We start from the raw sequence: 12,775 nt of genomic DNA, 5'->3' as shown, positions 1-12,775 counted from the left end.
CCCCCTTTTCTCCGAATTAGAACAATGAGCTGTCCTTGTCGATCTTCCGAACGATCAGGTTGGCAGCCATGACCAGAACAAATCCGACCAATGATTGATATAATCCGGCGGCGGTACTCATGCCAATTTCGCCTGTTGCGGTGAGACCGCGGTATACGTAAGTGTCGATCGTGTTCGTTACCGCATACAATGCCCCCGAGTCCCGTGGCAGTTGGAAGAACAGACCGAAGTCAGAATAGAAAATGCGTCCCACGTTCAATAGGGTGAGAGTAATAATGAGCGGCGAAATTGCCGGCAGCGTAATGTTCTTGAACTGCTGCCATTTGCTCGCTCCATCGATCATGGCCGCCTCATAGTAAGATCGGTCAATCCCGACGATCGCTGCCAGATACATGACGCTTGTGTATCCGAGTTCCTTCCATACGTTCATGACAATCAAGATGACAGGCCAATAGGTCTTGTCCGAGTACCAAGAGATCGGATGCAATCCGACGCCCGTAAGAATCTGGTTCAGAACCCCTTTGTCTTCACTCAAGAAAGCAAACGCGAAGTAACCGATAATGACCCATGACAAAAAGTGTGGCAGAAACATCCCCGTCTGATACACTTTTGCGAGTTTTTTATTTACAATTTCACTTAATACAACGGCCATCGCTACCGAACAAATCAGACCCAGGATAATAAAGGCCAGATTATATAGCAGCGTGTTCCGCGTTATGATGTAAGCATCATGGGTAGCGAACAAAAACTTGAAGTTCTTGAATCCGACCCAGTCGCTATGAAACAAGCTTGCCCAAAATCCGTCCCTGGAATAGCGATAGCTTTTAAAAGCTATAATCGTACCCACCATAGGCAAATAGGAAAATAGCAGGAACCAAATGGTTGCCGGCAAAACCATCAACAAAAACCACTTGTTCCGGCTGATGTTTTTTAGCATGTTGGCAAAGCCTTTCATGTTCGTCCCTCCCCCTCTGTACATTCAGTATAATTTGAAAGCGTTTTCTGAAAAAGTTGAAATACTATAGAATTGATGGACAAATTAAATACAAAATAAGTCCATAGACACATGTAACCGGAAAATAAGAGGTAAATGTAAGCCTTTCCCACTAAAACGAAAAAAAACTGATGTGATCCACGAGATCACACCAGTCCTTTAAATTCCGCAGGCGAAACGCCGACGTACTTTTTGAATTGTCTGAAAAAATAACTGTTATCCAGGTAACCGGTCATCCGCGCCACCTCCTGAACCTTCAGGTTCGAGCGCTTCAGAAGATCCTTGGCCTTTTCTATACGGTAGGAATTCACGTAATCGGATAGCGTTTTGCCCGTTTCGCGGTGGAATAGCTGCCCTAGATACACGGGATTGATATTATACTCTTGTCCCAGCAGTTTCAGCGACAGCTCATCTCCATAATGCTCGTGAATTTGCGTCAGCACCTGTTTGACCACCGGGCTTAGCGATTGCTGTTCCTTCAGATAACTCATCACATTCTGCGCAGCGAGCATCACCTGCTGCTTTAATTCATCCATCGTCAGGGAGCTGAACACGCCGGCGAAGATGCTTTTATACCCCTCTGCCTCTTCCGGATCGGGAAGGTTCGCTTCCTTAATAGCCTGTTTGAACCAAATAATCATCTCCACCACCCGGTTCTGGACCTGATGTGGCGTAATGCCCTCCGTGCCCGATAATTGATCCAGGTCTTCTTCAATCCGGCGCAAAAGCTCTTCCTGTTGGAGAGATAGCAGTAGTCTGGAGTATTCGCCCCAATCCGGCACATGGATACTGCTCCCCGGTTGGTTTCTCAGCTCCTCAAGGCGTTTGTTAGTCAGGATCAGATGATGCGGGCTAATCAGGAAAAATTGCTGCACTCTTTTGGCATCCCGGTAACTTTCCGCAGCCCCGTCCAGACCGCTCTGCAGCTCGCCCATCGATACCAGCAGCTCAAACGGATAAATGATGCGCAGCTGAGCAATCAACTGGCCAAAAGCTTCTTCCAGCATGTCCTGATCATCCTTGCTGCTGCATCCGAATACCACGACAATATCGCTGTCCCAATCCACGAAACAAATACCCGGTGCGGCTTCATCATGTTCGGTCATGGATCGTACCCGCTGGTAAACCTGTTCCAGCTTTTCGTTGCGGTATAAGATCATATCCTCATGCTGAGGATTCGGCGGAATCATTGGCTTAATCACAGCGGTTTCATAGTAAGGGAGCGATACCCCTAAGTTCAGCAGTTGCCCGCGTTCAAGAAGTTCTTCCTGTTCGATTTGCCCGATTAACCACCGGTTCAGGATATTGCTCCGTAAAATATCCATATCCTGATGTCCTATGGTCTGTGCCTGCGTGCTTTCGATCTTATCCACCGTACTTTTTAACGTCTGCTTTAGCTCTTCCACGTTAATCGGCTTGAGCAGATAATTTTCGATCCCGTACTGCATGCCCTCTTTTACATAGTTAAATTCATTATAGCCGCTGAGAATAATGATTTTTAAATCCGGAAATAAAGCCCTCGCCTCCCGAATCAGTTCAAGGCCTGTCATTTCCGGCATGGTTATATCCGTAATCAAAATATCCGCAGGATGCTCCTGCAGTAAAGTCAGCGCTTCCTTGCCATTCTCTGCGCTACCAATGATTTCGAGCTGATAATCGGACCAGTCCAGAATGGAATACAATCCTTCCACAATAAACGGCTCATCGTCCACCAGAAACACCTTATACATGCTGACCCTCCTCTGTTCCAATCGGGATGCAGATTGAGACCCGCGTTCCCTGATCCGGTGTACTGTCGATGGTTAATCCATACGGGTCTCCATACATCAACCGCAGGCGTTCCGCCACGTTTTTGAGCCCCAGCGAACCCGACGAGAACTCTCCCGGTTCCTTCAAACGGCTTTGAATTTCAGCAAGCTTTTCGCTGGATATGCCTTTGCCGTTATCCTCAATATCAATTCGGATTCCCATCTCATCGGTATACGCATGAATCCGAATGGCATTATCCGTGCGTCCAGAACGGATGCCGTGAAGAATATAATTTTCGATTGCCGGCTGTACCGACAGCTTCAGAATGGAAGCCTGCTGCACTTCAGGATCGACCTCGATTGTAAAGTGAAAACGTTCTTTATAACGAATCCGGAACATTTCCAGGTAATTCCGCGAATTCTCGATTTCCTCACTTACCTTGACCATCGTTTCTTTCTTCACCAGATATTTGAAAAGGGACGATAAGATATAGGTCATTTCCGCTACATCATCCGCTCCCTTGGCAATCGCCCTCATTCGGATCACTTCTAGCGTGTTATATAGAAAATGCGGGTTAATCTGAGCCTGAAAAGCCACCAGCTCCGCATGTTTTTGCTTTATTTCGGATATATAGACCTGATGAATATGACGGTTGAGATCTTCGCACATCTGATTGAAGCTGGCTGATATATCACCAAGCTCATCTTCCCGTACAACAGGCAGTCGCACCGATAAATTACCGTTTCGCACGACTCTCATCCCCCGGATAATATTTTGCGTCCGGTTCGATACGTTTTTCACCGCCAGATAGGATAATATAAAAGTCACCAGAATGCTGAGCCCCGTCAAACTAATAATCAAGCGCTTCAGATGGCCGTAGCTTTTTTGCACTTCAGATACATGAACGACCTGCACCACTTCCAGTTTGGACTTGCCGTTATCCTGCCGGGTAACATAGGAATTCTCATCGAGCATCAACCGCTCCTGTCCCTTTACGGACATAACCTGCTCGTAATAGGGGTATTTCGATGAGGTTGGCTTCGCTGCTGTGTCGAACATGATTTCTCCGTTTGGCAGCATGACCAGCAAGTGCCCGGTAAAATTCTGATTCATGTTATCGATGGCTTTGAAAATATTTTGGGTAGGATACACAAGCAAAATATATCCGACGTCCTTGAGCGTTGATGGATCGTTAATCCGGTAAGCGATGCTGTACGTTCCTGTTTCGGGTGAAGCAATCACCGTATTGAATTTCAGATTAATATCCCCTGATAGATCCTTGCCCAGCAAAGGAACCATTTCCTGGGGAATTGCCTCGCCTTCCTTCAACTGCTGGTACTCCTGGTTATCATTTTGCTCATAACGGTATACGAATCGTTTATCCTTGCTGTAAAGCATAATGCTGGACAGGTCCGTGTCCTTTTCGATCTGTCCCCGAATAAAGCTATCCACACTCCGGGATGCAAAATAGCCGGACTCTGTATACACGTCCAAATGATGCTTGATGTATGTTTCATAATCATTTTTCATAAATGCCAGGAAATCGTCTGACAATGCATTATCCTGATAGATTTGCAGCACGGCCTGCTCTGCGTTGGTCATCTTCAGATCTAAATATTCGGATACACTATGCACCGTTTTCTGCTGGGCCGCCAGTTCCTTTTCCTGAAAGGATTGTGAAATAAAATAATAAATCACGAAAGCCAGCGTCAAAAACGTGGTCGTGGTAATAATCGTATAAATCAGAATCATTTTATTAAAGAGCTTATTCTTGATGTATTTCTGGTAGCTTCTCTTCAGCATCGTTCTCACTTCTCACTTCCCTTAAGGCTACCTTAATGATGACAGATATTATGATACCTCTTCCCTATCCCCTTATTCAAATGTCGGAGTTTTGAACAATGCAAAAAACCAGCATCCTGGGGTTATCCAGAATGCTGGTCTTGTACGCGTAACGGACTATTCCGTTGTGTAAGGCAGCAACGCGATTTGACGGGAGCGTTTGATCGCAATCGTCAGCATGCGTTGGTATTTTGCACTCGTGCCAGTAACACGACGTGGCAAAATTTTTCCGCGTTCGCTGATGAATTTCTTCAGCAGGTCTGTGTCTTTATAGTCAATGTGAGTAATTTTGTTCACAGTGAAGAAGCACACTTTACGACGTTTGTTACGGCCGCCGCGGCGAGCCGGTCTTTTATCGTTGTCTCCGCCTTCTCTTTGTTTAAAAGCCATGCTGTTCAGTCCTTTCCCTAATTAAAATGGCAAATCATCATCCGAAATATCTATCGGTTTTCCGTCATCGGAAAAAGGATCTTGATTGGAATTGTTCCGGGAGTAATTATTATTCCCACGGTTTCCGCCTCCAAAAGAGGACTCTTCACGCGGAGCTTGACCACCGCTGCCGCCGCCATCGCGGTTCGATTCCAGGAAACGTACGTTATCGGCAATGACTTCGGTGACGTATACACGTTTACCTTCGTTATTCTCGTAATTGCGTACCTGGATGCGACCCTCAACTGCCGTCAAACGGCCTTTGCGCAAGTAGTTTGCACAGGTCTCAGCTAGCTGTCTCCAAGTCACCACTGGAATAAAATCCGCTTCCCGCTCCCCGCCTTGCGACGTAAACGGTCTGTCTACGGCCAGCGTGAACTGCGTTACCGCAACTCCGGCAGGAGTATAGCGAAGCTCAGGATCCTTGGTTAAACGGCCAATCAAAATTACACGGTTCAACAATCTAATCCCCTCCTTCGAACGAATTCATCACTTACGCCAAAAGTTTGGTCTTAAGCAACGTCAAGAGTAATGAGATAACGAATGACTTCGTCGGAAATTTTCATGATACGCTCAAGCTCGGCAACGACTTCAGGTGTTGCACTGAAGTTTACCAGAACAAAAGTGCCATCACGGAATTTTTTGATCTCATACGCAAGACGACGTTTACCCATCACTTCATGCTTCGTGATTTCTCCACCGTTGGACATGATGCCTTGGAATTTATCGACTGCAGCTTGAACAGCTTCTTGTTCAATATCCGGACGAATAATGTACATCACTTCATATTTGCGCATAACTTTCACCTCCTTATGGACTTCGGCCCCTGATCGAGTCAGGAACAAGGAGCGAGCCTAAACTCGCACCATATTAATATAACAAATTGTTATATCAGATGCAAGCTGTTTGCTTTTCCAAGTCTTTACGACGAGGGTTCTTCCATCTCAATATGAATACTTGATAATGCCCTCTTACGCCCCCATATATATTCCTACTTCCATTCTCTTCTTTCTATAGAAAGGAGTATCCGAATCATCTGAAGGTGGAATGACAAACCGCAGACCTTTATGATCAACCTCTGTCTCCCTTCACCCCGACGTACAGAGCCGATCTACTGTGCATGGAGTTAGGTAATGGTCTTGAGAACTTCAACAGAAGACGATGGGATGAATGCAATTATTGGAATGGAACAGTCGTGTTGGATCCGCCATGATGTGTAAACACTACAAAAGCAGTTTATTTTCTTTTACAAAGGAGGTCTGTCCTGCTATGGGTGAAAAAAGCGAATTCGAACCGGGAGATAAAGCTCCGAACCCGGGAGTATATATGGAGGTTGGCGAGGCTAGCTTTCATACGGAAATCCAAGACCCGAAAATGGTTACTTTGGAGCGGGGGGAAACGTTCCCCCAAACCACGAACAAGGACCGCAAGTGGAAGAAAAAAAGCAAAGCCCAGGTGCATTAATTTATTTTCCGAAACGATGCATAATTCTGTACAAGCTGCAGATAATACAATTAGACGGTTACGAGAGAGGTGTGGTTCCGTTGGGCCTGAGCTGCGTAACAAATCACTGGGAGTCAGAAACAGCATAACATTACAGAAGCGGAGGGACGTGCCAAAGACATTTTGTCTGGAGCAGTCCTAGATTGCTCCTCGGCTTATCCAAAGTTTCAACTGACGTGTTAGTTGTAGAACGAATTCCAAAATCCATTTAAGTACCGTCTGCCAAACAGAAGGACCTTTCGGGTCCTTCTTTGGTTTGCATATATCTTATACCATCAAACGTAGCGATTTTTCATTCAGAAAATGCAAAAAACCTTTGGCGATGACGGGCCAAAGGTTTTATCCGTTTACGTTATTCCATGAAGTATATTTGATGAAAAAGGGAATGTGGCGGAAAGAGAGGGATTCGAACCCTCGCACGCCTTGCGACGCCTAACTGATTTCGAGTCAGCCCCCTTGGACCTCTTGGGTACCTTTCCGCAGCAAAATTGATTATATCATAAGATTACCATATTTGCAAGACAAGCCTTACAAATTTTACTTATCGTTTGCTTCTTCCCCTGCTTCCTTGGAACGGAGCACCTTTTTCATGTTTTTCTCGAATTTGGCGCGAGGGATTAACACACTATGCTGGCAGCCTACGCACTTGATTCGAATATCCATTCCCATACGAATAATTTCCATTTCATTGCTTCCGCATGGATGATTTTTTTTCATTTGGACGACGTCTCCGAGCTGAAACACCTTGCGTTCCATCCCTATTCTCCCCCTTCGCTTTCTTCCGCAGCTGATAACTCTGCTAAAGCTTGCTTTTGCATCTCTTCAAATTCCATTGCCTGCTTAATATTCTCCAGAATGGTCCGTTCCACTTCCGATCTCGTATTCGGTACACATTGAGCCACTATACGAACCACATACTCACTGGTGCTCATGGACTGAATTCCAAGCACATCCGGAACAGCGATAATATTGCCATCCCGCTCCTGCAAGCCCGCTAGTGCCTGTTTGATCAACCCTACCGTATCCTCAAGTGTTCGTTCGTTTTTCACTGGCAAATCTACCATTGCAAGCGCATTGGAAAAGGAATAATTCGTTACACTTGTAATCATTCCGTTTGGCAGGATATAGGTTTCCCCATTCATGCTGACAATCCGCGTGGAACGAAGCCCGATTAATTCGACGGTTCCTTGGTAGGTCCCTGTTTGAATGACGTCTCCTACTGCAAATTGGTCTTCCAGGATAATAAAGAAGCCGGTAATCACATCCTTGACCAAACTCTGAGCGCCAAAACCGATCGCAAGACCAAGCACGCCAGCCCCTGCCAAGAGCGGTCCCAGGTGAAAATTGAACTCCGATAGGATCAGCAGCAGCATGACGAAATTACAGGTGACCGCTGTAACATTTTTCAAGAGCTCTGCAACCGTTGCAAACCGGCGGGGGTTCACGTTGATTCTTCTCTGCTCTCGGTGAGACAACGTCCGGTCTATCAATTTGGATACAACGCGGATAATGACACGGGTAACCAGAAACAGCACAATAATCCGGATCCCTGAGAACAAAACATTTGTCCACATATCCACATTCGTAAACCAGTCCCATATCTTATCACTGAATTTCACTGCTTTATCCACAGCCCCTTCAAGTTCACTGGTCTCTGCTTCCAGCCAGTATGGATACATCAATTCCTCTACCCCCTATCCTTCGATGCTTATATATCTATCTTGGTTGTCTTTGTAGTAGATTCCTCTGATTTCCACAAGTTCTTGTACAATGATTTGCTGAACCGAAGCCAGCTCCTCCTCCGGGAACAGAATGGATAAGGCGCAGCCGGCCGTAATGGTTTTCGGTGTAGGAAAAAGGTCAATTTCAATATCGGCATACTCCAGCAGCATTTCAGCTCTTAGCGCCTGCTGCGTCGAGTCGAAAGCAATCAACATCCACGATTCCATTTTTCAAGGGCCGCCTTCCGTAATAAATTGCTTGTCTCAGGAAGTATAAAAACATGCAACGGTCCATATACTAGATACTACCAATTGCACTTGAAAGGAAGATTCTATGACACAGCTGCCCAAACCTTCCCAGCAACAGCAGCTTTCATGCTTAAAAATACCACACACGGACCCTGAAATCCATTCTGCAATCATTCACCGTCTTTTGTTTCACCTCTCGCAAGCTGAAGACAAACAACAGGTCATTATTGTCTGCATTGGTACCGATCGCTCTACTGGAGATTGCCTGGGTCCTTTGGTGGGTACCGCTTTGGCACGCTATAATAGCCCATGGTTCCATTTATTCGGCACGCTGGAGGAGCCTGTCCATGCAGTGAATTTGCAGGATACTCTTTCCTCTATTTATGCCTTGTATGATAACCCTTTCGTGATTGGCATCGACGCCTGTCTGGGACAATCAGCCAGTGTGGGTTGTATCCAAGTCGCAAACGGCCCCTTAAAACCCGGTGCAGGTGTACATAAAGAATTACCGCCGGTTGGCGATATCCATTTGACGGGTATCGTTAATGTCGGCGGCTTCATGGAATATTTTGTATTGCAGAACACGCGTTTAAGTCTCGTTGTCCGTTTATCTGATATCATTGCCACCAGTCTACACTCAGCGATTCAGGAATGGAAGTCCCGCGCTACCCTTGTTGCACGGCTAGACTAATCGCTTCCACTTCTTCTGGAGACAAGGCATATGTCGACTCGCCAGCCGCTAACGGCTTGGCATACACATAGGAGCTGTCACGGCTGTAAAGAGCTGAAATGACAACTCCATTTTTCTTTTCATCCACAATTGCAAGCGAAAAGCTCAAATCGCTTCCTTGATCGCTGAATGCATTGTAACGTTTAATGCCCACTTTGCCCTTCACCTGCTGCAGCTTAGTGAGAAGTATTTCCAGAGATTTGCGTTGCTGCTCCTGCTCATCTTCAATACTATCCATTTGCACTTTCAAATCAATCAGCAGGGTTTCGAGGTTCTCGACTCCGCTTCCTTCCATCATCAAATCATATTTGCGGCGCATTTTTCTGAGCTTCGCACCTTGCGTAAGCACCATAACGAGCAAGATCAAAATGAGGAGTATTACCCCGCCGATAAACCACTGCAGCTGTTCCATGATTAAACTATTCAAGTCCGACATTGCTGTTCATTCCTTTTCCTCATTCTTGATCTAACCGGTTATTCCTTATTTTTGCTGATCATCGTCAACTTATCCATTCACATGAATTTTCACGCGCCGCAAATGTTTTTCACAGCGCTAATCAGTAGCTCCACTTCTTCGGCAGTGGTATCTATTCCAACACTCGCACGAACCGCACCGGTTTGTAGTGTATCAACAGCCTCATGTGCAAGCGGCGTACAGTGCATACCCGCACGGACAGCAATTCCGTATTCCCTATCGAGCTGAAAAGCGATTCGGCTCGAGTCTATTTCAGTTGATACGAACGACACAATTCCTGTTCTCGGCTCACCCTTATCCGGGCCCAGGATCCGAAGACCTGGTATATCCTCTATACCATCCATAATCTGCTGTGTCAGGCTCCACTCATGCTGATAGATCCGCTGCGACGTCAATTCAAACACTTTCGTGACGCCTGCCTTCAAGCCGGCGATTCCTATCGTGTTGGGCGTGCCAGCTTCATACCGGTCCGGACGAACAGCAGGTTGTTCTATTTCTTCGGACTGGCTCCCTGTTCCTCCGTGCAAGAACGGCTCCAAATCTACGGATGGGGATATATACAATCCTCCGGTTCCCTGTGGTCCGAGTAGGCCCTTATGTCCAGGAAAAGCCAATAAATCCACATGCATAGCATTCACGTCAATTTCAAGGCGTCCTGCGCTTTGTGCCGCATCCACCAAAAAAATGGCGCCTTGCTCATGTGCCATCTCCCCGATTTCTGCAATAGGCAGAATACTTCCCAGCAAATTTGAACTATGAGTGCAAACAACTAATTTAGGGCGTCTGGACAAAGCTGACCTTAGCTTTTGCATATCAACGTTGCCTTGGCTGTCAACCGGTATATACTCCACACGAATTCCAAGTGTCCTTTTCAAAAACTCAAGCGGTCTTCTCACGGAATTATGTTCAACCATCGTCGCCACAACATAATCACCCTCATGGAGCAATCCCTTGATCGCCAAATTCAGGGCTTCCGTTGTGTTATGAGTAAATACCACGTCATTCGGATTATGAACCTGAAATAGCCGAGAAAGAACCCTGCGTGACTCAAACAGCACTCTGCTCGCCTTCACAGCCATTTGATGGCTTCCACGCCCCGGATTAGCTGCCGCCTCATCCATCGCCTTCTGCATAGCCAGCATTACCTCAGGAGGCTTGGGCCATGACGTAGCGGCATGATCCAAATACACAAGTGGCTTCACTGGGCGTTCCCCCTTCAGATCTTCTTCATTCTACAGTCGGATCGTGATTTCAGCCAAAGTCTGCCTAGCGTTAAGACATAAACATTCTCTTTGATGGCCTCTTCGCTTTCCTCCCATAAAATAGAGAATGACATATCCCCTTCCCCTGTCGGGGTTACAGCCGGACATGTCACCTTGGCTTGATCATAAGATTACTCTTACTGCAAAAGCTCCAACAGTCTCTCCAGATCCTGTTTGCTGTAATAGTTCAATTCTATTTTGCCTTTTTCTTTGTTTTGTTTTATTTTAACCGTTGTTCTGAATCTCTCACGCAAAGATTCTTCCAGGTTATCGATATATGGATCACGTTTTTTTACTTTGACTTTGTTTTTATCCACTGCTTTGCGGTCCAGACTTTTAACCGCTTCTTCGAGCTCGCGAACACTCCACTCGTTCGCCACACATTGCTTAGCAAGCTCTTTGATAAGTGCCGCATCCTTCAATCCCACAATGGCACGAGCATGACCCATGGACAATGTTCCACGTGAAACATAATCCTTCACTTCCTCTGGAAGCGAAAGCAATCTTAGAAAATTAGCAATATGAGATCTGGATTTCCCTACCTTGAGCGACAATTCTTCTTGTGTGAGTGAGTATTGATCCATTAAACCCTGATAAGCAACCGCAACCTCCATCGCATTCAGGTTTTCACGTTGCAGGTTTTCAATCAACGCGATCTCCATGACCTGCTGATCACTAAAGCCCCTAACAACGGCCGGAATCGTTGCCTTCCCACAAAACTGTGATGCACGAAAGCGTCTTTCACCAGCAATGATTTCATAACCCTTCAACACGCTTCGAACGATAATAGGCTGTATCACACCGTGCTGGCGAATCGATTCAGCTAATTCCTGGATGGATTCTTCATTAAAGTCTTTTCGCGGTTGATAAGGATTCGCCCGCAGTTGGCTGAGTGGAATCTCCACAATTTTGTCATCATCATTGATGGAAAGGGAAGGAATTAATGCATCAAGTCCTTTGCCCAGTCGTTTACTCATAAGAAATCACTTCCTTTGCCAACTCTAAATAAACTTCTGCACCCTTTGAACGAGGATCATAAGTCATGATGGATTGTCCATGGGATGGAGCTTCACTTAAGCGGACATTCCGAGGAATAATGGTGCGGTAAACTTTTTCCTGGAAATATTTTTTCACTTCTTCAATGACCTGAATACCAAGATTTGTGCGTGCGTCCAACATCGTAAGCAGCACTCCTTCAATCTGCAGTGAAGTATTCAGATGTTTTTGCACTAGCCGTACGGAATTGAGCAGTTGGCTCAAACCTTCCAGCGCGTAGTATTCACATTGAATCGGAATAATGACCGAATCAGCCGCAGTCAACGAATTGATCGTTAATATCCCCAATGAAGGCGGACAATCGATAAGGATATAATCATAGTTCGCCTTAACAAGCTGCAACGATTTTTTAAGACGAAGCTCCCGGGAAATGGTTGGAACCAGTTCAATTTCCGCTCCTGCCAACTGTATGGTAGCCGGAATGATGTGCAGTCCTTCGACCTGTGTCTCAAGAATCGCTTCCTTGGGATGAACTTCATTGATGATGACATCATAGATGCAGTTGGCAACATCGGCTTTATTCACGCCCACACCGCTCGTGGTATTGCCTTGCGGGTCAATGTCTACAAGCAGCACTCTTTTACCGAGCGAAGCCAAACCTGCACCGAGATTGACGGAGGTTGTGGTTTTTCCCACTCCGCCTTTTTGGTTTGCTATGGCAATGATTTTGGACACTCAATTTCACCTCATTGTGTATGAAAACTCTTCTTGTAGGTCACGGGATTGTGTTACACAGCAAAACAATCGGCTGCATACATCCTGAAA

General features: G+C 46.1%; 15 protein-coding genes and 1 tRNA gene. 2 read left to right on the top strand and 14 right to left on the bottom strand.

The window, feature by feature from the left end; translation table 11 throughout:
• Positions 1–16 precede the first annotated feature (16 nt).
• The 6 genes from GRF59_RS21545 to rpsF form a co-directional block, all read right to left on the bottom strand.
• Positions 17–955 carry an ABC transporter permease gene (locus GRF59_RS21545; protein WP_160499793.1) on the bottom strand — a complete coding sequence of 313 codons (939 nt, stop codon included), beginning with the start codon at positions 953–955 and terminating at the stop codon, positions 17–19.
• A gap of 185 nt (positions 956–1,140) precedes the next feature.
• The gene (locus tag GRF59_RS21540; protein ID WP_160499792.1) at positions 1,141–2,724 is read right to left on the bottom strand and encodes a response regulator transcription factor; all 1,584 of its coding nucleotides are present in this window, start codon (positions 2,722–2,724) and stop codon (positions 1,141–1,143) included.
• Positions 2,717–4,546, bottom strand: a complete 1,830-nt coding sequence (locus tag GRF59_RS21535) for a cache domain-containing sensor histidine kinase (RefSeq protein ID WP_237391964.1) — start codon at positions 4,544–4,546, stop codon at positions 2,717–2,719. The genes GRF59_RS21540 and GRF59_RS21535 overlap by 8 nt, the downstream gene beginning before the upstream one ends.
• Before the next feature lie 156 nt (positions 4,547–4,702).
• Positions 4,703–4,975 (bottom strand): 30S ribosomal protein S18, encoded by a 273-nt coding sequence (rpsR, locus tag GRF59_RS21530; RefSeq protein ID WP_076172485.1) that lies wholly within the window; start codon positions 4,973–4,975, stop codon positions 4,703–4,705.
• 21 nt (positions 4,976–4,996) lie between these two features.
• Positions 4,997–5,476 (bottom strand): single-stranded DNA-binding protein, encoded by a 480-nt coding sequence (gene ssb / locus GRF59_RS21525; protein WP_160499790.1) that lies wholly within the window; start codon positions 5,474–5,476, stop codon positions 4,997–4,999.
• Positions 5,477–5,526: 50 nt separating this feature from the next.
• On the bottom strand, positions 5,527–5,811 hold the full coding sequence (gene rpsF / locus GRF59_RS21520) for a 30S ribosomal protein S6 (protein WP_160499789.1): 285 nt from the start codon (positions 5,809–5,811) through the stop codon (positions 5,527–5,529).
• Between the two features lie 472 nt (positions 5,812–6,283).
• Between rpsF and GRF59_RS21515 the strand changes: the two genes are divergently transcribed.
• The gene (locus GRF59_RS21515) at positions 6,284–6,478 is read left to right on the top strand and encodes a YjzC family protein (protein ID WP_160499788.1); all 195 of its coding nucleotides are present in this window, start codon (positions 6,284–6,286) and stop codon (positions 6,476–6,478) included.
• A gap of 427 nt (positions 6,479–6,905) precedes the next feature.
• Here GRF59_RS21515 and GRF59_RS21510 read toward each other — a convergent pair.
• The 4 genes from GRF59_RS21510 to GRF59_RS21495 form a co-directional block, all read right to left on the bottom strand.
• A tRNA-Ser gene (locus GRF59_RS21510) sits at positions 6,906–6,996 on the bottom strand.
• A gap of 58 nt (positions 6,997–7,054) precedes the next feature.
• Positions 7,055–7,273 (bottom strand): DUF951 domain-containing protein, encoded by a 219-nt coding sequence (locus GRF59_RS21505; protein ID WP_160499787.1) that lies wholly within the window; start codon positions 7,271–7,273, stop codon positions 7,055–7,057.
• A 2-nt stretch (positions 7,274–7,275) separates the two neighbouring features.
• Positions 7,276–8,196 (bottom strand): mechanosensitive ion channel family protein, encoded by a 921-nt coding sequence (locus GRF59_RS21500; protein ID WP_160500263.1) that lies wholly within the window; start codon positions 8,194–8,196, stop codon positions 7,276–7,278.
• Between the two features lie 15 nt (positions 8,197–8,211).
• Positions 8,212–8,466 (bottom strand): putative Se/S carrier protein, encoded by a 255-nt coding sequence (locus GRF59_RS21495; RefSeq protein ID WP_160499786.1) that lies wholly within the window; start codon positions 8,464–8,466, stop codon positions 8,212–8,214.
• Between the two features lie 106 nt (positions 8,467–8,572).
• Between GRF59_RS21495 and yyaC the strand changes: the two genes are divergently transcribed.
• Positions 8,573–9,178 (top strand): spore protease YyaC, encoded by a 606-nt coding sequence (yyaC, locus tag GRF59_RS21490; protein ID WP_160499785.1) that lies wholly within the window; start codon positions 8,573–8,575, stop codon positions 9,176–9,178.
• Here yyaC and GRF59_RS21485 read toward each other — a convergent pair.
• The 4 genes from GRF59_RS21485 to GRF59_RS21470 all read right to left on the bottom strand — a co-directional run bounded on the left by GRF59_RS21485 (position 9,153) and on the right by GRF59_RS21470 (position 12,685).
• The gene (locus GRF59_RS21485; protein WP_160499784.1) at positions 9,153–9,653 is read right to left on the bottom strand and encodes a DUF4446 family protein; all 501 of its coding nucleotides are present in this window, start codon (positions 9,651–9,653) and stop codon (positions 9,153–9,155) included. The genes yyaC and GRF59_RS21485 overlap by 26 nt on opposite strands.
• An 89-nt stretch (positions 9,654–9,742) precedes the next feature.
• Positions 9,743–10,894, bottom strand: coding sequence for an aminotransferase class V-fold PLP-dependent enzyme (locus GRF59_RS21480; protein WP_160499783.1), 1,152 nt, complete (start codon positions 10,892–10,894; stop codon positions 9,743–9,745).
• 197 nt (positions 10,895–11,091) lie between these two features.
• A complete protein-coding gene (locus tag GRF59_RS21475; protein ID WP_160499782.1) occupies positions 11,092–11,931 on the bottom strand; it encodes a ParB/RepB/Spo0J family partition protein in 840 nt (279 codons plus the stop codon).
• On the bottom strand, positions 11,924–12,685 hold the full coding sequence (locus GRF59_RS21470) for an AAA family ATPase (protein ID WP_160499781.1): 762 nt from the start codon (positions 12,683–12,685) through the stop codon (positions 11,924–11,926). Before GRF59_RS21470 ends, GRF59_RS21475 begins: the two co-directional genes overlap by 8 nt.
• Between the last annotated feature and the right edge of the window lie 90 nt (positions 12,686–12,775).

It is taken from the genome of Paenibacillus dendrobii, assembly GCF_009807035.1.
Lineage (GTDB): Bacteria > Bacillota > Bacilli > Paenibacillales > Paenibacillaceae > Paenibacillus_AQ > Paenibacillus_AQ dendrobii.
Note: the sequence above shows the minus strand (reverse complement) of the source record. Positions and strands in the feature narration are given on the sequence as shown.